The 19,283-nt window shown below is 52.4% G+C and carries 16 protein-coding genes; 7 read left to right on the forward strand and 9 right to left on the reverse strand.

Translation table 11 applies throughout. From position 1 onward, the window contains the following. Positions 1-95 precede the first annotated feature (95 nt). A complete protein-coding gene (locus tag AZF00_RS17290) occupies positions 96-860 on the forward strand; it encodes a hypothetical protein (RefSeq protein ID WP_143829477.1) in 765 nt (254 codons plus the stop codon). Here the strand turns inward: AZF00_RS17290 and AZF00_RS17295 are convergent. Beyond that, positions 857-1,378 (reverse strand): TIGR02444 family protein, encoded by a 522-nt coding sequence (locus tag AZF00_RS17295; RefSeq protein WP_008252584.1) that lies wholly within the window; start codon positions 1,376-1,378, stop codon positions 857-859. The genes AZF00_RS17290 and AZF00_RS17295 overlap by 4 nt on opposite strands. Before the next feature lie 33 nt (positions 1,379-1,411). Between AZF00_RS17295 and AZF00_RS17300 the strand changes: the two genes are divergently transcribed. Further along, positions 1,412-3,295 carry an ATP-binding cassette domain-containing protein gene (locus AZF00_RS17300; protein ID WP_008252586.1) on the forward strand — a complete coding sequence of 628 codons (1,884 nt, stop codon included), beginning with the start codon at positions 1,412-1,414 and terminating at the stop codon, positions 3,293-3,295. A gap of 16 nt (positions 3,296-3,311) precedes the next feature. Here the strand turns inward: AZF00_RS17300 and AZF00_RS17305 are convergent, their stop codons facing one another. Next, on the reverse strand, positions 3,312-3,974 hold the full coding sequence (locus tag AZF00_RS17305) for a glutathione S-transferase family protein (protein ID WP_008252588.1): 663 nt from the start codon (positions 3,972-3,974) through the stop codon (positions 3,312-3,314). A 201-nt stretch (positions 3,975-4,175) separates the two neighbouring features. Here AZF00_RS17305 and AZF00_RS17310 point away from each other — a divergent pair, with 201 nt between their 5' ends. Beyond that, positions 4,176-4,793, forward strand: a complete 618-nt coding sequence (locus AZF00_RS17310) for a class I SAM-dependent methyltransferase (protein ID WP_008252589.1) — start codon at positions 4,176-4,178, stop codon at positions 4,791-4,793. A gap of 69 nt (positions 4,794-4,862) precedes the next feature. Here AZF00_RS17310 and AZF00_RS17315 read toward each other — a convergent pair whose 3' ends face one another. Further along, complete coding sequence (locus AZF00_RS17315; RefSeq protein WP_050985245.1) at positions 4,863-5,531, reverse strand: 2OG-Fe(II) oxygenase; 669 nt, start codon at positions 5,529-5,531, stop codon at positions 4,863-4,865. A gap of 210 nt (positions 5,532-5,741) precedes the next feature. Here AZF00_RS17315 and argA point away from each other — a divergent pair, with 210 nt between their 5' ends. Continuing rightward, on the forward strand, positions 5,742-7,052 hold the full coding sequence (argA, locus tag AZF00_RS17320) for an amino-acid N-acetyltransferase (protein WP_008252594.1): 1,311 nt from the start codon (positions 5,742-5,744) through the stop codon (positions 7,050-7,052). Between the two features lies 1 nt (position 7,053). After that, positions 7,054-7,779 (forward strand): 16S rRNA (uracil(1498)-N(3))-methyltransferase, encoded by a 726-nt coding sequence (locus AZF00_RS17325; protein ID WP_062384396.1) that lies wholly within the window; start codon positions 7,054-7,056, stop codon positions 7,777-7,779. On the opposite strand, the gene AZF00_RS17330 is transcribed toward AZF00_RS17325, so the two are convergent. The 6 genes from AZF00_RS17330 to pilG all read right to left on the reverse strand — a co-directional run bounded on the left by AZF00_RS17330 (position 7,776) and on the right by pilG (position 17,159). After that, positions 7,776-8,246 (reverse strand): hypothetical protein, encoded by a 471-nt coding sequence (locus AZF00_RS17330; protein ID WP_008252598.1) that lies wholly within the window; start codon positions 8,244-8,246, stop codon positions 7,776-7,778. The two genes, AZF00_RS17325 and AZF00_RS17330, sit on opposite strands and share 4 nt — an antisense overlap. Next, positions 8,243-13,618, reverse strand: a complete 5,376-nt coding sequence (locus AZF00_RS17335; RefSeq protein WP_008252600.1) for an Hpt domain-containing protein — start codon at positions 13,616-13,618, stop codon at positions 8,243-8,245. The genes AZF00_RS17330 and AZF00_RS17335 overlap by 4 nt, the downstream gene beginning before the upstream one ends. A 40-nt stretch (positions 13,619-13,658) precedes the next feature. Then, positions 13,659-15,692 (reverse strand): methyl-accepting chemotaxis protein, encoded by a 2,034-nt coding sequence (locus AZF00_RS17340; RefSeq protein WP_008252603.1) that lies wholly within the window; start codon positions 15,690-15,692, stop codon positions 13,659-13,661. 48 nt (positions 15,693-15,740) lie between these two features. Next, positions 15,741-16,280 carry a chemotaxis protein CheW gene (locus AZF00_RS17345; protein WP_008252606.1) on the reverse strand — a complete coding sequence of 180 codons (540 nt, stop codon included), beginning with the start codon at positions 16,278-16,280 and terminating at the stop codon, positions 15,741-15,743. Positions 16,281-16,309: 29 nt separating this feature from the next. Further along, positions 16,310-16,672: a twitching motility response regulator PilH gene (pilH, locus tag AZF00_RS17350; protein WP_008252608.1), complete on the reverse strand. Its 363-nt coding sequence runs from the start codon at positions 16,670-16,672 to the stop codon at positions 16,310-16,312. A gap of 91 nt (positions 16,673-16,763) precedes the next feature. Then, positions 16,764-17,159, reverse strand: coding sequence for a twitching motility response regulator PilG (gene pilG, locus AZF00_RS17355; protein WP_008252610.1), 396 nt, complete (start codon positions 17,157-17,159; stop codon positions 16,764-16,766). Between the two features lie 245 nt (positions 17,160-17,404). On the opposite strand from pilG, the gene gshB reads away from it, so the two are divergent. Continuing rightward, a complete protein-coding gene (gene gshB / locus AZF00_RS17360) occupies positions 17,405-18,373 on the forward strand; it encodes a glutathione synthase (protein WP_062384399.1) in 969 nt (322 codons plus the stop codon). Further along, entirely contained in the window at positions 18,366-19,244 is an 879-nt protein-coding gene (locus AZF00_RS17365; protein ID WP_008252615.1) for an energy transducer TonB, read from the forward strand. Before gshB ends, AZF00_RS17365 begins: the two co-directional genes overlap by 8 nt. The last annotated feature ends 39 nt before the right edge of the window (positions 19,245-19,283 follow it).

Consider the following 19,283-nt stretch of genomic DNA (forward strand, 5'->3'; position numbering starts at 1 on the left):
ACTTAGCAGCAGTGAACGTTACAGAGATAGATTCTCCGCGACAAGTTTGTATAATGAAGATTGATGTTATTTTAACCACTTACAGGGTTAAACTCATGGCCAGTAGTAATAATAACAAGGGCGCATCCACAAGCAGCCCAATAATAGCGTTAAACCAACTCCAATCTGAGTTATATGAACTCAGAGAAAAGCATATTCACGCCCTTGAAATAGCCCTGGCAGCATTAGAAAAAGAAGAGGACAAACAAAAAGCCGTACTCGATAAGACCCGCGCGCAGCTCAAGCAATGCCAAGATCGGCTAAAAGACCCCAAAAATGCCAAACCTAGCGCCCAAGGTCGGCTAAAAGCCAGTTTAGCGAGTGCCCAACGCAATTTTGACAGCGACCAAGCCACACTGGCTCAGCTACGTGGCAATATCATTGAACAGCGCTTAGCTCTTCGCAAAGAAAAAGCCGTGCTCAAAGCCATGCTTGAGACCGACAGATCACTCCGTAAAACGAGCAATAAGCCCGCAGCCAAAGCAAGTCCAGCCAAGCAAGTTGCGGCGCCTGTACCAAAAACACCCGCCCCGGCAAAAGCAAAAATAGCGGCAGCTAAACCAGCCGCCGCTCCCAAAGCCAAGCCCCAAGCGGCCGCAAAACCCAAGCCTGAAGAGCCCAAATCACCGCCTACAACTGCCGAAACTGGCGCGATGCCCGCGATCAAGGCCGAGTTAGCCAAAATCACGCTCGAGACAGCGCAAGACAAGACATCAGTAAAACTGCCAAAGCCCAAGCGTCGGGTTCGACGCATGAGCGATATACCCAGCCATCCGGATAAAGCGGCAGATCGCTTAGCCAGCTTATTTGATGATTTTTAGGTCGCAGCCGCCAGCGACGCTGCCAGTTCGCTGAGGCAAGCTGCCAATTTAAGTTGTTCGCTGCCTTTATAGCGCTTGGCATACATCGTTAAATTGGCCAAATAGCGATTTTGGCTCTTAGGCTTGGCATTACCAGAAAACCCACCTAGCTGCTGAGCCAGCGCCTCAATTTGCAAGCGCTCGGCCGCCAATTCAGCGTTTTTCAAAGCGCGGTACAAGTCTTGTCGCTTAGGCCCTTCGGCTTTACGGCGCAATGCCCGCAGCGGCAGCACATAGCTTTCGCGCAATTCGGCCGATACCGCCACCAACTCAGCCACCTGGGTCGCCGACCAACAACGCTCGGCACAAGCCCAATAACCGGCCGCCAACAACAAATTCACATCCAAGTCATAGCGATCTTGCAGGACTAAACACTGGGCTTGGATCGCCGGTTGCGAGTACACTGCCAGCGCATAATCCCAGAGCGGGTAATCTTGCAACGCGCCTTGGGGTCGGTCATCGACAAATTTTTCATCCATTAGGAATTACTCACGCTATAATCGCGGCCCATCATGATAGAACTCCTGAATCTCAGCTTACAACGCGGCGGCAAACCCTTGCTAGAGGCCGTCGACCTCCGAGTGAATCCCGGCGAGCATATTGCGCTAGTTGGCGCCAATGGCAGCGGGAAATCCAGCCTTTTTCAGCTGCTCTGCGGCAAACTTGTCGCCGACAGTGGCGAACTGCGCCTGCCCAGCAATTGGCAGATTGCCCAAATGCGCCAAGAAGTCGATGCCAGCGATCAGCCTGCCATTGAATATGTGATCGACGGGCACCATCGCTTCCGTGAAATAGAGGCAAGTATTGCCGCTTGCCGCGACGACCACCAACTGGCTGAGCTTCACGGCGAACTCGATCTGATAAACGCCTATCAGATTCGCAGCGACGCCGAGCGCCTCCTTACCGGCCTCGGTTTTAAGCTGAATGAGCTAGAAAATCCGGTCACTGATTTTTCTGGCGGCTGGCGTATTCGTCTCAATTTGGCTCAGGCGCTGATGTGCCCCTCAGACCTGATGCTGCTCGACGAACCCACCAACCACCTCGACCTTGATGCCAGCCTCTGGCTGGAGCAGTGGCTGCACCGCTACGAGGGCACCCTGTTATTGATCTCTCACGACCGTGATTTTATCGACGCCTGTTGCGACCATGTTGTTCACCTTGAGCGCGAAACCCTAACTCGCTATCGCGGCAACTACTCAGCCTTCGAGCGCCAGCGCGGCGAGCGGATGGCCCAGCAACAGCAGGCCTTTGAAAAGCAGCAAGTCGTCCGCGCCCATATGGAGGACTTTGTTCGTCGCTTCCGCGCCAAAGCCACCAAGGCCAAACAGGCTCAGAGCCGTCTTAAAGCATTAGAGCGCATGGCCGATATTGCACCAGCGCACATCGACTCGCCTTTTCATTTTAAATTTTACGAGGCCACCCAGTTCTCAGACCCCCTGCTGAGTTTGTCGCAAGCCGATCTCGGCTACGACAGCGCCATTGTTAAAAAACTGAATTTAAGTATTCACCCCAATACGCGCCTGGGCTTACTTGGCGCCAACGGCGCGGGCAAATCGACGCTGATGAAAACCCTGGCTGGCAGCCTCAAGCCTCTGCATGGTCAACGCCAACAGGGCGAGCACCTGTACATGGGTTATTTTAACCAGCACCAGCTCGAGTCACTGGATTTAGCCGCCAGCCCGATACTGCAATTGCAACGTCTGCGGCCGACTGCCCGCGAACAGGAAATTCGCAATTTCATTGGTGGCTTTAATTTTCACGGCAGCCACGCCGAACAGAGCTGCGAAAATTTCTCGGGCGGCGAGAAAGCCCGACTGGCACTGGCACTCATTGTTTGGCAAAAACCGAACCTCTTGCTGCTTGACGAGCCAACCAACCATTTAGACTTGGAAATGTGTCACGCGCTCACCAGCGCCTTACAAAATTTTGAGGGCGCGGTAATTCTCGTGTCCCACGACCGCCATTTACTGCGTAATACCGTGGACGAATTTTTACTGGTCGACAGTGGCAAAGCGGAGCCCTTTGACGGCAGCTTGGACGATTACCGCCATTGGCTGCTCAACCGCGATAAAAGCGCACCTGCAAGCGAACTAGACAACAGCGCGCCCTTGGTCGACAAAAAGCAAGCTCGCCAAGACGCCGCCGCCCGCCGGGCGCAACTCGCGCCATTGACCTCAAAAATCAAAAAACTCGAACAGCAAATGAGTAAGCTCGGCGAACAGATGTCCGCGATTGAAGCGCAACTTGCCGATATTAGCCTTTACGATGAAGCGAATAAGAATAAGCTTAAACAGGTACTCGCCGAGCAAACGCAGCTGCGTACAAAGAACGATGACACCGAGGAGCAGTGGCTTGCACTGCAAGAAGAGTTAGAACTACTGGAAGCCGGGGTTTAAGCCCCGGCTCAGTTTGTTACTTAGATTTCATCGCCTGCAAAAACGCCGCCATACCTTCTTGGTTGGCCTTGTCGAGCTGTTGTGAAATATCCTGACCTGCCATACGCTTGCTCCACTGCGCCAAGCCCGGCACCTCGGCGACAAGATCCCACTGATAAATAGCATGGGCGCACATGCCCGCGGGAATTAAGGCGTAACGCAGCACAATATCGGCCATGCTCATGCTATCACCCGCCACGTAGGGACTGTCCGGCAACTGAATCAACGCCGCCAAGGCCTTACAGCCTTTGGTCAGGGTTTCCCGCGACTCAGCTTTAATATCATCGCTCACCGCTTTGCCCGCCAACACCTCGGGAAATAAGCGCCGCGCAGGCAGCTCAATATACAACTCCGCCACCTTCATAATTTCATTTACTTTGGCACGCTGAAACGCGTCCGCAGGGTAGAGGGGCTTTTCTGGGTAAGCGGCCTCCAAATAGCTCAGAATAACGCTGGTCTCTGCTAGGCAGCCCTGCTCAGTTTCAATACACGGCACCTTACCCATGGGGCTTTTATCAATGTACGCAGGATCTGCACCGGGGAAAGTCGTAATTTCGTCAAACGCGAGCCCCTTATAAAGCATCGCGTGTTTGACCATATTGAAGTAATTACTTACTGCAAAACCGTATAATTTGAGCATGGCATTCCCCTCTCGTTTTAATTAGATCCAACCCGTTCCGGCAAGGCGACAATGTTACCACCAGCAACATACACCATTGCCACTTCCAGCGCAGCATCGCCAAGCTGACAAGATGGTAATTTGCCCAAGCGCCTTATATTGGCTAAGGTGCCCAGCTTAAGGTGCTTTATACCACTCCTTTACCGCCACACCGAGTACACCATGACCATTGCGCTCCCCCTAGATATGACCGACATCAAAGGCTTTTTGGCCGACGACGAAGCCGAGGCTTTGTATCGTTATGCGCTGAGTATGGCTGGACGCGGGCCGGTATTGGAGGTGGGCAGCTACTGCGGTAAATCCACTATTTATTTAGGCCTTGCCTGCCAACAAAAGCAGGGCGTTGTCTACGCCGTCGACCACCATATTGGCTCAGAGGAGCATCAGCTCGGGGAGATGTTTCACGACCCCGAACTTTATGACACCAGCGAAGCGCGCTTTGATACGTTTAAAGCATTCCGACGCAATATCCGCCGCGCCGGATTAGAAGATACCGTTGTGCCCCTCGTCGCTACCTCTGAAGTGAGTGCCCGTCACTGGCAGACTCCGTTAGCGATGGTGTTTATTGATGGCGGCCACAGCCTCGACGCCGCGCTCTGCGATTACCGCTGCTGGGCCACACACATCATGAAGGGTGGCATACTCGCCATTCACGACTTATTCCCAGCGCCAGAAGAAGGTGGCCAAGCCCCTTATGCTATTTACAAATTGGCCCTGGCCTCGGGCCTGTTTGAAGAAATTGCTCGCGTTAACACCCTAGGTTTACTCCGCCGCCTGTAGGCTGCTTAGAAATAAAAGCGGCGCCGATGAGTCGCCGCCGGCCCACCACAATAATGAATACAGCCCTCGCTAGCGTGGCGGATCAAGGTGGGCGCCAAGACTCGCATTCACCCTAAACCAACCCGCAATACTATAGCGCAGGCGATTTGCCGCGGTGACCTCGTGGGGGAAGCGATCACTGAGAAACACCACCAAGCTACCCATCAATGGCGTTATTCTCGCAATGGGCTCTAGCGACGCGCCGTGTTCGTCGCTGTACATGAGCAAATGGCCGCCGTCAGCCGATGCCCAGCCCGGGTTTAAATAGAACACCGTAGACAAAACTCGGTTAGTACGCCCCTTAAATGCATCGACATGTTTTTTGTAAAATGCACCCTCGCAATAGCGCGAAAAATGGGCCTCGTAATCGAATAATCCCATAAAAAGTCGTTTGTTTAGGCCTAGGCGCAATTGCTCCATCCACGCTAAATAACTGGCTTCAACTGGATCTTGGGCCGACAACCAACGAATCTCATCTTTGCGTACAAAGGGATTAAGTTGGAACTCTTCGGCGCGCCCCACCCCCGCAGCTTGAAAGACTTCATCTTCAAAAGACGCAATCCGCAGAAACATAGCCTCGCTGATGCTAGGCGGCAGTGCAAGCGGCAAAACGGCGTAGCCAGTCTCGACCAAGGCATCCGCTATTTGATCAAAGATCAGCTCCGCACTTGGGGCTGATACTAATAATTCTGCCGTCACGCACTGCTCCCACAAAAAAGCGCCTTTGTAGCGCCAAATGTGCCACCTTGTCATCTATTAATTGCTGGCGCAGCCTATTTATTTTACTGCTCTACGCCATACCCTGTGGCCTTGAAATTCTTCGAGCAACTAAGCAGTGTAAAAATGGCTTGTAAGCCTATGACATTCCAAACAAAATAAAGCCATTCGCCCATAACATACGCCACTGCCATGTCTGCACAAACCGATTACGTTAAATGGTTCCGCAACTCTGCGCCCTATATTAATGCCCATCGCGGTAAAACCTTTGTCTTGATGTTTGGCGGCGAAGCCGTGGCACACCCTAATTTTGCCAATATTGTGCATGACATCGCCTTGCTCAATAGCCTGGGGGTGCGTCTAATTCTGGTACACGGCGCCCGTCCGCAAATTGAGCAGCGCGTCATGGACGCGGGCATAGAAAGCCGCTACCACAATGATTTGCGGGTTACTGACGATATTGAGCTGCGCTGTGTCACCGATGCCGCCGGTTCACTGCGCGCCCACATTGAAGCCCTGCTGTCGATGGGCGTAGCTAACTCACCCATGCACGGCGCAGCCATTCGGGTGTGTTCCGGTAATTACGTCACTGCGCGGCCCATTGGCGTAGTCGATGGCGTCGATTTTCGGCACACCGGCATGGTGCGTAAAATTGACGCCTCGGCGCTTCAGCAGCAATTAAATAATCAGCATATTGTGATCCTGTCACCGATTGGCTATTCGCCTACTGGCGAGGTCTTTAATCTCACCGCGGAAGATGTAGCCGTGCACACCGCCGCCACCCTCAAGGCCGACAAGCTAATTTTATTCACCTGTGATGAGGGCTTGCTCAACAGCGATGGCCAGCTAATTCGTCAGTGTGAATACCGCGATGTCGACAGTGAACTAATTAAGCAGCCACTACTAAAACAAGACAGTATTGTGCAGGCGGTGGTCGAAGCCGGAGATATCGGCATCAATCGCTGCCATATGGTGTCTTTTCAACAAGACGGCGCGCTATTACAAGAATTATTCACCCGCGACGGCGCAGGCACACTGATTACTCAGGAGCATTACGAGCAATTTATGACTGCCGATATCGACGATGTCGGCGGCCTGCTTGCTATTATTGAACCGCTGGAAGCCAAAGGCGTCTTATTAAAACGCTCACGCGAACTTCTCGAAAACGAAATAAACCATTTCAAAATTTTGGTTCGCGACGGCATGGTCGTCGCGTGTGCAGCACTGTACCCGTATCCGGAACAGCGCAGCGGCGAGATTGCCTGTGTCGCCACCCACCCAGATTATCGCGGCGCCGATCGCGCCGAGCGTCTGCTCGAATTGCTGGAAAAAGAAGCTCGCCAGCAGGGCCTAGACTCGGTGTTTGTGCTCACGACACAGACCGCGCACTGGTTCCAAGAACAGGGCTATGTGGAGTGTAAAATTGACGACCTGCCCCCGGCTAAAAAGCAGCTGTACAATTTTCAGCGTAACTCCAAGGCCTTCCTAAAGGCGCTCAATTAAGATGCGGGTACCTAGAGTCTATGTCGACCAGCCACTCACAGGTGGCGAGCTGAGTTTGGATGAACGCGCCGCCCACTATGTTGGCCAAGTTTTACGGATGCGTGCGGGGCGGGAATTAATACTCTTTAATGGTGACGGCAATGCTTATGCGGCGACCATTATTGAAGCCGCTAAAAAACACGTTTTATGCCAGCTCGACACCGCGCCTCAAACAGCCATCGCCGCCTCACCTCTCAAAATTGAATTGGGCATTGCGCTATCCAAAGGCGACCGCTTTGATTTGGTCATTCAAAAAGCCACGGAGCTGGGGGTGAGCAGTATCACTCCGCTGTTTACCGAGCGCGTTGACGTCAAACTCAGTGGCGAACGACTAGAGAAAAAACAGCGGCACTGGCAGCAAATTATGATCAGCGCCTGCGAGCAGTGCGGTCGCAACGATTTAGTCGCCATCAAGCCAGCCCAAGCGCTCGCGCAATGGCGCAATGATTTAAGCGCAGAATTAAAGCTGGTGCTGTGTCCCGCTGTAGCGGGCGCCATTGCCGATGACACCGCCAAAAGCATAGCGCTCTTGGTTGGCCCTGAAGGTGGTCTAAGTGATAGTGAAATCGAACAATGCCTAAGCCAAGGCTTCGCCGCGCTGCAACTTGGGCCTAGAGTGCTACGCACTGAAACCGCCCCCATTGCAGCAATCAGTATTCTGCAATACCGCTGGGGCGATATGGCTTAATCGGGGGTAGCGAGGGCGGCAATTATTTGCTGCTCCATATAATCCCAGTCAGGTATCGTCAAAGACTGTTCCACCAAGCGCACCACACTGTGAATCAAAGCTTGCGGCTGAATTTCCAGCGGCTCTAAATCGGCACTAATCAAGCGCTCAATATAAGGCATGCCACTGAGCGCCACCGCAAAAAACGGTAGCTTGGCGCGATTGCTAATGCCATAAAGCACCGCGATATGGCGAATTTTCAAGTCTTTTGGCAGCGCACCATCGCGCAGCCCCTCAAAGGTAAATACCGGTATATCTTGCTCTCGCCACGCTAGCGTACCAAGTATAAACGGCGAGGCGATCGCCGAGTTCAAACCCCCCGCTATCGTGACCTCGGCCACCGTCGCATTAGGAACTAACAGCGCGCCGTCCATCAAGGGCAAAACAATATTCGCCAGTACCGCAGAAGTCGATTCTAAGGCTTTCATACAGTCACCACGGGAGAAGTCACGTCATCAATTGCCTTTAATAACTGGATTTCTTGATAAGGCTTGCCGAGAAAATTGTGTACGCCCAAACCAAACGCACGCTGACGGTGCTTTTGCCCAGTTCGCGAGCTAATCATAATTATGGGGATATTTTTAAGACGGGGATTACTGCGCACCCGATTTGCTACTTCAAAGCCGTCCATACGGGGCATTTCAATATCCAACAAAATAACATCGGGTAAACGCTCACTGTCTTGCAGCTGATTCATCGCGTCTAAGCCATCTCTCGCTAGGGCAACTTCCATGTGCTGGCGAGCCAATAGCCGTGAGGTAACCTTGCGCACGGTCACTGAGTCATCAACCACCATCACCAAGCGATTGTTACCCTGCTCAACTTGCGCTACCGGCTCGGTATTATCGCTTAGTAACTGCCTAGCGGTATCGGCACGGATACTAGCCAACATATCGAGTATCACCACCACGCTGCCATCGCCCAGTACCGTCGCGCCAGACAAGCCCGGCACCGCGGCAAATTGCGGCCCCAAGGTTTTTACTACCACCTCACGAGAACCCAATAGCGAATCGACCTGTACTGCGGTCGCAGGCTCGGCATTGCGAATTAACAGCACTGGCCGAGGTTCGGTTTGGCCTTCTAGGTTAGGTGCTTTTGACGCACCCAGTAAATTGCCGAGGTAGCGTAATTTATAGTCCTGACCCGCGTATTCAAAATCCGGCCCGTTATCCTGATAGTAAACATCTAGTTCATAGGGGCTGACCCGCACGATCCCTTCGATATTATTGAGGGGCACCGCAAAGATTTCGCCACCGACACTGACCATCAGGGCCCGGTTAACCGAGACCGTAAAGGGCAGACGAATTTCAAACCGAGAGCCTTGACCACGGCTGGTTTGAATATCAATCGCGCCGCCCAACTGTTTAATTTCGCTGCGCACCACGTCCATGCCCACACCGCGACCAGAAATCTGCGTGACGTTGCTGGCGGTAGTGAAACCCGCGTGAAAGATATACTCCAACAACTGCCGCTCACTGAGTTCGGCATCTGTGCTGACCAAGCCCAAGGCTTCAGCTTTAGTGCGCACCGCGGCCAGATCAATACCCGCACCATCATCGTTAATGACAATAACGACGTCGCCACCTTGCCGGTCGAAACGCATGGTAATTTCGCCCTCGGCGTTTTTACCCGCCGCTATCCGTTCCGCCGGGGACTCTATGCCGTGGTCAACGGCGTTGCGAAGCATGTGTTCAAGGGCCGGGATAATGCGCTCAAGCACCCGGCGGTCCATCTCTCCTTCGGCGTTATACACTTTAAAATCAATAGGCTTATCGAGTTCACTTGCTACCTGGCGCACGCCACGCCGCAGGCGCGGCACCATGCGCGCAAAATGAACCATCTGCGAGCGCATCAAGCCCTCTTGCAACTCAGTATTGACCCGAGACTGCTGTACCAACAGAGTTTCCATATCTCGGCTTTTTTCAACCAAGGTGCCCCGCAAGTCGGTCAGATCCGATGCCGACTCAAGCAAGGAGCGCGATAACTGCTGAAGTTGGGAGTAGCGGTCAAATTCCAGGGGGTCAAAACCATCGGCGCCTTCGCTCTCAACCTGCTCTTGGCGAAAGACTATCTGCGCTTCGGTTTCAATGTCCAAACGTCGCACTTGCTCTTGCAAACGCTCAACGGTGATTTCCATTTCTTCAAGAGAGTAATGGATCTCACTCACCTGCTCTTCAACCCGGCCACGGGCAATGGAGGTTTCCCCTGCAAGGTTAATCAAGCGCTCCAGCAAAATCGAAGGCACTTTAATCATTTCTTGCGGAGCACGGCCGCCGCTATTGGCCAATCCACTCGCCGAGTCACTCTCTACCGGCGGAGCCGGGCGACCAGTAACATTGCTTGGCAATAGCTCGGCTACTTGGCCCAGTAAATCGTCATCACTGACTGTGTTGCTGGCAAGCACAGGCAATTCATTTTCCGGGGTACTCTGCGCAGTGGTATCGGCCGCGCCAATATGGCCAAGCTCTTTAACAAGCTGATCTTGAAAACCCTGTAAGGTATTAAAAAACGCATCGCTATCGCTGGTCGATTTCGCCACAGCAGTCGTTATGGCGGTTTCAAAATCATGACTGAGATCACCCAGTTTCTTTATGCCGGATAGGCGTGCGCCACCCTTTAAGGTGTGCAGATAGCGCTGGATATCGTCGAGCTGACGCTGATCTTGGCGGTTTTCCGAAAACTGCTGAATAGCTTCGTCCATGCCCTCAATTAGGTCATGGGCTTCTTCCATAAATATTTCGATTATTTCTGGATCAACATCACGCTCAACATCCGACTCAGGCTCCGATGCTGATGCAGCTGGCGTCGCAACTGACGCAGACTCGCCCTCAAGAGCCTCCTCACCAGACGCATTCGGCGCCACCACGGGCAGCTTGGCGCCGGCCTCAAAGTTGCGTATTTGGTCAATAAGCCCAGAATTTTCTAGCACGGTCTGCTCACCGGCCAATTGATTCAGGTACTCCATTAGCTGATCGAGCGCAGCGTCCAACAGCGCGATAAAGTTCTGCGCAATTGGATCTTGTGCGTGGCTAAGCAAGACTTGCACCGCCTGTGCAAGTTCAGCAATCGCTTCGCTGTTAATCTCTTCCGCCCGCTGAGCAAAAACGCCCATCACCGGCGCATAATCAATTAATTTTGCAGCCCGCAGTTCTGCTGGTTCACTCAGTAAATCACTTAAGGCTTGAATACTGTCGCTATTACTGGCCAAAAACGCGTTTAGCGCGCCTGGTGCCAACTCGCCGCTATTATCACGATCTGTTGAGAACTCAGCCTCGTGAATCAACTGCACTGCCAAACTATTAATACGGCGGACTAATTCATCAGCCGTGCTCAGCCCTGCCACTGGCGTAGTCGCCATCTCTGCAATCGTCGCCCGCACTTCGCGAATGACGTCAGACATCAAGGCAATTAAGCGCTGCTCAGCGGCAACGCGCATCGAGCGCAGCTCCTTCACCAGCCCTTCTAGCGGCGTAATGATGGCGGCTATTGGCCCAACTTCGGCCATTTTCGACGAGCCCTTAAGGGTGTGTAAAGCGCGTTGCACATCATCCGTCAGACGCACTGGATAACTGTCCACACTCTCAATATAGGCTTCTAATACGCGAAGATGATTATCGGCTTCGCCAATGAAAACAGCTGTCAGGCCTTCGTCGTCAGCGCTTGTGCCAGCGCCGTCAGCACGTGGCAATTGGCTGTCAGTGAGCACTTTCGCCAAGCTCATCAAACCATTTACAACCGTACTTGAAATCTCACGCCCTGCGGCCAAAGCCGTGGTCATTTCCGGTAGCAAATCAATAATCTGATCAATTAATGCCAGTCGATGATCGTCCATATTCAAGCGACCATCGACAACTTTATTCAGCATCGCTTCGACTGACCAAGCCAATTCGGCAAGTTGCTCAGCCCCCACCATACGGCCACTGCCTTTGAGGGTGTGAAAGGCGCGGCGCACTGTGGCCAAGTGTTCCGTAGAAGTAATCTCGGCGTGCCACTGCGGCAAGGTTTCAGTGAGTAACTCAAGTACCTCTTCAGCTTCTTCTAAAAATACCTCAAGAATATCGGGATCAAGATCTAGCGTGGTGTCGCGCTCTTCGGAACTTTCTGGCGAATAACTCGCAAAAGCTTCAGGGCTTGGGCTTGGGCTTGGGCTTGGGCTTGGCCAGTTCAACACGGTTGCAGATAGGGCGGTATCGGCACCCGCAACCGGGTAACCTAAACGCGCAACCCCGAGCTGGGCACCCGTCAACAATCCCTGATCAGCGTATTGCCGCCCCTTGGCACTGCGCTCTAAATAATAATCGACGGCCGTTAGCGAATCCGCCAGTGCATCCAACATTTGCCACTGGGGCACCGTCTGCCCAGCAATGATTTCATTGGCGATGTAATCCGCACAGCTTTCAAGTATCGCGGCGGAGTCAGCGTAATCCGCCGCAGTTAACTCGATTGCTAATTCTTTCAGCTGGCCGGGAACATTGGTCAAATGACTGCTTTGCCATTGTTCAGCGACAAAAACAATGATTGCTTCCTGAGCGTCAAATAATACCGCCCTACTTTTTTTGCTTACCGCAGAATGGGCATCGTCGGTAAACGACGGGGCAATATTAGGTTCAGAGGATTCAGCCTCGGGCTTCTCAATTAAGCGTTCCGCAAGTCGCCGCAGAGAATTCGCGAGACTTTGATTCCCCCCCGCGCTCAAGCCCTGCTCTAAGCCATCGGCAATTGCCCGCAGGGAATAAAGCGGTTCGATCATGCCCACCACCGCCAAGGTATCGCTGAGCTGCTTACAGCGTTGGCTTATCTCGACGTGATTGGCATCGCCAGACAGCTGTTCGGCAATACTGCGCAGCTCCTGTTCAACCACGTGCCGTGTTTCAATCGTAAAGGCAAGCGACTCTGCGCCGCTGGTCTCCTGCTCGTCGAAGACCCCCTGTAGATTGTGTCTTGCAAATACCTCGGCAATATACGGCGTCTCAGCATTACTGCTGGCCACATAAAAGAGAATATCTTTAAATAGAGAACGCCCTATTTTGCGATCACTGGCAGACGCACCCAGCTGGGCAAAGGCTGAAAGCTCAATTTCGAGGCGCGCCAATAAATCCCGAATAGCAAAGTGACGCGCTATAGACTTATTGGCCAAGCCTTCAATTAAGGCTAACGCCGCGAGCCAAAGAAATTTTTGTTCCTTGCCAGCACACAATTTTGCCGCTCGACCACACACCTTGCCGAGGTAAACGAGGTTTTGCTGATCGTCGCCGCCACGGATATAGGCGGCCATGGCAATTTGGTACATTTTCAACAGCTTGCCCGTCAACTCCAAAAAAGTTGCCTCAGGCAGCTGCTGATGCCGTTCGTTGTCGTCGCTCACCAGTGCCAAGCGCGGATTAAATAGCACCGATGACGATAAAAGGGTATTGCCGGTAGCCGCACGTAAATCGTTAAAAATAAGAATTAAGGATGCCGGCAACTCCCGCTGGGAATCACTTAAACGCTGCAAATAGGTGGGTAAATCGCGGGCGCTATTCAATACAGCCTGAACGATATCAGTTTGTGAACGGGGCATGCTGCCATCTTGCAAAGACAGCAACGCTTCCTCCATTTCTTCTACTAACAAGGCTGGGCCGCTGAACTCAATCATCCGCAAGCTGCCCTGCACCTGGTGCAGTATTGCCGTCGCACGCTCTAGAGCCGCTTCATTTCCGGTTAGCAGCACGTCCTTGAGCAACAGCACGCACTGGCCTAGGGACTCCGCTATTTCTCCGGAAACCCATTCCAGCGCGATATAATCTCGGCGATCCGTCATGTCATTAAACTCTGATATTCAGTGCCCGCCTGGCTGGGCGCTAAGCCTGCTGCTCTGGCAAGGTAAAACCGGCAACCGAGCTACGTAAGTCGTTAGTCATCTCCGCCAGCGCACCAATTGAACGAGCCGTCTCCGTTGAACCCGCCGAGGTCTGCGAGGTAATTTCTTGGATAACCCGCATGGTTGAAGAGATTTGTCCGGCTGACGTTGCCTGATCGGCAGCAGCGCTAGAGATATTTTCAATGAGTTCAGCCAACTCCTGAGATACCGCTTCGATTTCCGTCAGGGCCGTACCTGCATCTTGGGCCAACCGCGCACCGCGAACCACTTCCGAGGTCGTTTGCTCCATGGAAATAACCGCTTCATTGGTGTCCGACTGAATGGTTTTAACCAGTGCTTCAATCTGCTTTGTCGCGCCAGATGAGCGCTCAGCAAGACGCTGAACCTCGTCGGCAACCACCGCAAAGCCGCGTCCGGCGTCGCCAGCCATCGAGGCCTGAATCGCGGCGTTCAGTGCCAAAATATTGGTTTGATCGGCAATGTCGTTAATCAAAGATACGATATCACCAATCTCCTGAGTCGATTCACCTAGGCGCTTGATTCGCTTCGAGGTTTCTTGAATCTGCTCACGAATATTATCCATACCTTTAATGGTGTTCTGCACCACTTCCGCACCGGTGTTGGCAATGGCTACCGAGCGCTGCGCCACCGCGGCAGATTCCCGCGCATTGGAAGAGACTCGGTCAATGGTAAGCGCCATTTCAGTGATCGCGGCGGAAGCACCAGCAATTTCCTTGGCCTGACTTTCAGAGGCCTGAGCCAGGTTCAAGGCCGTAGACTGGGAGTTCTGAGCCGCCGAAGAAACCTGCACCGCTGTTTCGTTTATCTGCGATACCAATACCCGCAATTGGTCGATGGTGTAGTTAATCGAGTCGGCGATGGCACCAGTAAAGTCTTCGGTTACGGTGGCGGAGGTTGTCAAATCACCGTCGGCGAGATCGGCAAGTTCGTCTAACAAGCGCAAAATGGCCGTTTGATTGCGTTCATTCGCGTCGGCTGTTTCACGCAAGCGTAAATTGGTGCTGCGCATGGACTGCCAAGCCAATAGGCTCAGGGCAACAAGAATTAAGCCGACAAACATCATTGCCGTCGCAACCGACCAAGACCGCTGCTCATCGAGCGTGGCGATCTCGGCAGATAACTTACTGGTGACCAAAGTGATTTGTGGCACGTTCGCTGCTATTAATGCCGCCGCTTCCGACGATTTTAAGAGTTCAGGCGAGACCTGAAAAATCTCTTCCATCGAGCCACTGATCATTTGGAAGGAGGTCGACATTTCGGTGAGTATTAACCGCGCATCTTTATTGCTGACTTTATCAACGCCAATCGCGCTATTGCCGCCGAGCATGCCTCGCAGTACCGTGGCAAACTCACTGGCATCAATCGTAAATTGCTCTGCGGCCAACGTCGCGGCATCGGTACCGCCAATCATTTTGTCAACATTGCGCGCAATACGCTCTGCCAACCACGACTGACGCTGAGCAATGGCAACTTGTTGCGCAGACACGCCGGTCTTTAGAAAAATTTCAACGAGTTTATTGTTGCCCACTTGCAGCTGAGGAATCAGCCTGTTGAGGTTTTCGGCGACCTCGTAGAGAAAAACAATCCGCTCGCGGTTGTTGACGATGGTTTCCGTCGCGCTATTCACTTGCGCCCAAAGACGGTTGAGTTCGTCAACATTGCTACCTAAGAGTGCCGCCGGGGATGGCAGGCTTTTACTGCCCGACACCAATTGGCTGCGCGCTGTTTCGAAGTTTCGCTGCGCCCGCGCCAAGGAGTCAAACTGGCTCTGATCACCCAATGCCGCTTCGCGGGCATTATTAGCCAATTGCTGAGCGTAAAGTCGCATTTCACTGGTGAGTTCTAAATAACGCTGATCATGATCGGCGTCTCGTAGAATGATATACGTGTTAAACCCCGCGCCAACAAAACCGACCAGCATAAATAAGACGAGAACACTGACTGCACGGCTGGTTCGTAGTCGCGCCATCGCTCCTTGATTACCTGCTTTCATTTACCCCAACTCCCAGCATTTAAAATAGATGTGTTAATCGCTGCCTTATTAAGCGGCAACCGTATAAAAATCTGTGTCATTAATTAATTGGCTTGGTCTGAACAATGCCCAGAAACGATCCGCGTGCAGATAAGCACCCTGAGCATATTTTGCCAGCCTCGCGCTGGCATGAACTGAGTCAAGACGGTATTGATCAACAGGGAAATGTTGCATGCCAAAGACATTATCAACAATCAAGCCAAGATAGATGTCGCCTTTTTCAATAACCAAAACGCGACGCTGACGCTGCTCAGTGGTTCTGACCTCGCCAAGAAAAGCAGTTAAATCGATAAGCGGCAACAATCGACCGCGAACATTCGCCACGCCCCTCACCCAGGGCTTTACCCCTGGCAGACGAGTACTCGCAGGCTCGGTGAGCACTTCGGCGATATCATCCATAGCCGCCACGCAGTAATGCTCTCCCAATAAAAAACCGACGCCACTCCAGTTAGCAGCCACTTGGTCCCGGCCACTGGGTAGACCACTTATTCCTAATTGGCAGCGTTGGGAGAGTGCGACTAAATAATCAAACGACGAGGTGTCAGACATGCTTCCGTTCACCGTAGTTAATTGCGCATTTAATTAAGTACGGCATCAATCGCCTTTAACAAGCCTTTACTGTCCACCGGTTTTGTCAAATAACCCTTGGCACCTTGACGCTGGCCCCACAGCCGATCTGTTTCCTGATCTTTGGTCGTAACAATAATGACGGGGATACCACTGGTCTCGGGGTCGCGACTTAGCTGCCTAGTGGCCTGAAAACCATTCAATCCCGGCATGACAATGTCCATCAAGACCACATCTGGCATTTCTTGTTTCGCGAGCTCTATCCCTTTCTCGCCGCTGTCAGCAGTCAATACCTCATAACCACTCTTATTGAGGATCTGCGATATTTTAAAAATTTCAGTCGGCGAATCGTCGACTATTAACACCCGTGGCATATTGCTTCCCTCGCTCGCACCGCGTTAATACGGCACATAACACCGCCAAAAGCAGCGGCGTATAGCCTAGCTCCAACAGTGAGTTTAACAATTATTGCGCGTGCGCAATCTGTACGTGGGTCTGAATTGCCTCGAGCAACTCACCCTTACTAAATGGCTTTGTAAGGTATTGATCTGAGCCAACAATACGGCCTTTCGCCTTATCGAACAAGCCGTCCTTACTCGACAACATAATCACCGGCGTCGACTTGAATTCAGTATTATTTTTTATCAAGGCGCAGGTTTGATAGCCATCTAAACGCGGCATCATAATATCAACAAAAATGATATCGGGTTTAGTATCAGCTATTTTTGCCAAAGCATCAAAACCATCAACGGCAGTAACCACGGTGCAACCTTCTTTGGCGAGCAAGGTTTCAGTGGTTCTACGGATAGTCTTGCTGTCATCAATAATCATAACCTTTAAACTTGAGAAATTGACTTCCATAGGTAATGCGAACCTTTTGCAGGTTTCAATTTATGCACTAACATTCCCTTATTCGAGCGCACACTCATTTGATTTTCACACGGAATTCGCTCTGACACCATCATCGCAAAGTAGGTCACTAATGCAAAATTGCCTGAACTTGCGATAATGCGCTATTTTAGCGGTATTCTGTGAGGGCTAATTATTAGCTCAGCAGGCCCGTATAAGAAACCCCTTTCCGCGAAGTTTTCGACATAGGTATCAAAATGACAATTAGTTTGGGTGTTGTAATGGATCCCATTGATCATATTACGTACAAAAAGGATTCTACACTCGCCATGTTATGGGCTGCCGCTGAACGCAATTGGCAAATACATTACATGACCATTGCCGACTTATACGTCAGTGGTGGCCAGGCCCGCGCCACCAGCCGTCAACTTCAGGTATTTAAAGACCCCAAGCATTTCTACGAGCTAGGCGACAGCAAAGATATTAGCCTCGGCGAACTCGACGTTATTCTGATGCGCAAAGACCCGCCGTTTGACAATGAATTTCTCTACGCTACCCACATCCTAGAACTGGCCGAAACGCAGGGTGCCTGGGTGGTAAACAAGCCCCAGAGCCTGCGCGACTGCAACGAAAAACTGTTTGCCCTGCAGTTTCCGCAGCTCGGACCGATCCACTTGGTTAGCCGAGATCAAAAACGCCTACGCGCGTTTCATGCCGAACATGGCGATGTGATCATGAAACCCTTGGACGGCATGGGTGGCAGTTCTATTTTCCGGCTCCGCGCTGACGACGCCAATGTCGGGGTGATACTGGAAACCCTCACCAATCACGGCCAAACCACCATTATGGCCCAAGTCTATGTGCCCGAAATAAAAGAGGGCGACAAACGTATTCTTTTAATTGACGGCGAGCCCGTGCCCTATTGCCTAGCCCGCATTCCAGCCAAGGGCGAAACCCGTGGCAACTTGGCCGCCGGCGGCACCGGCCGCGCACAGCCATTAAGTGACAGCGATCGCCGCATTGCGGCTGAAGTCGGCCCCATTGCCAAGGCAAAAGGTTTGCTGTTTGTTGGTTTAGACGTGATTGGCGAGTATCTTACCGAAATTAATGTCACCAGCCCCACCTGTATCCGGGAAATTGACGATCAATTCGGCACCGATATCGCGGGCCAGCTTATGGATTGCATCGCCGCCAAATTAGCTGCGTCGGCCCCAACGCATGGGTAATGAGCTTGTTTTTATTGAAGATCAGCCGCCGCCAGAGCGGCTTGGTTTTATCATTGTCGTCGCCACCGCCATGCATTTGGCCGTCATTCTGGGCTTAAATTTCGCCCCGGCAGACGCCCGCATAAAACTACCCAGCTTGGAGATCACCTTAGCGCAGTACCGCAGCAAAGACGCGCCTGTTGAAGCCGATTATCTTGCCCAATACGATCAAATCGGCAGCGGCAGCCTCGACCAAAAAGCAGAGCTCCGCAGCATGTCTGACAGCGCTTTTCACGACGTCACCGCGAGCGAAAATGCACTTAAACTTGCCAAAAACACCCCGCAGCACTCACCGTCGCCGGAGCTAACGAGCACCGCGAACAACACCCGCAGTAGCACCGAGCGCAATACCCGTATGGTTCTGCAACAGCAGCAATGGCAGGGCAGCGACGACAGCACAGAGTTAAGCGACAATATTGCCTCCCTAGAGGCTCAACTCGACAAGCTTAATCAGTCTTATGCACGTATGCCGAGGCCAAAATTCATTACCTCAGTAGCCACCAAAGGCTCACCGGACGCGCTCTACCTAAACCGCTGGGAACAGCGAATAGAAGGCATTGGCAACGCCAATTATCCGGAGGAAGCGCGGCGCAAGGGTATAGAGGGCGAATTGCGCGTATTGCTAATGCTTATGCCGGACGGCCGAATCGACGAAGTGCGGATTCTCAGTAGCTCAGGCAGTGCGGTACTCGACCAAGCGGCCCATCGTATTGTCCGTAAAGCCGCGCCTTATGAGGCGATTCCCGCAGAGGTGTTAGATGGTAAAAACCGCCTCGGCATCGTTCGCACCTGGCGTTTTGAGCGCCAAGGACTAAAGGCCAGCCTGAACTAAGGGCTTTATTCTTGTGTTTACCACAACTTAAACCATACT

It is taken from the genome of Zhongshania aliphaticivorans (assembly GCF_001586255.1).
Taxonomy (GTDB): Bacteria; Pseudomonadota; Gammaproteobacteria; order Pseudomonadales; family Spongiibacteraceae; genus Spongiibacter; species Spongiibacter aliphaticivorans.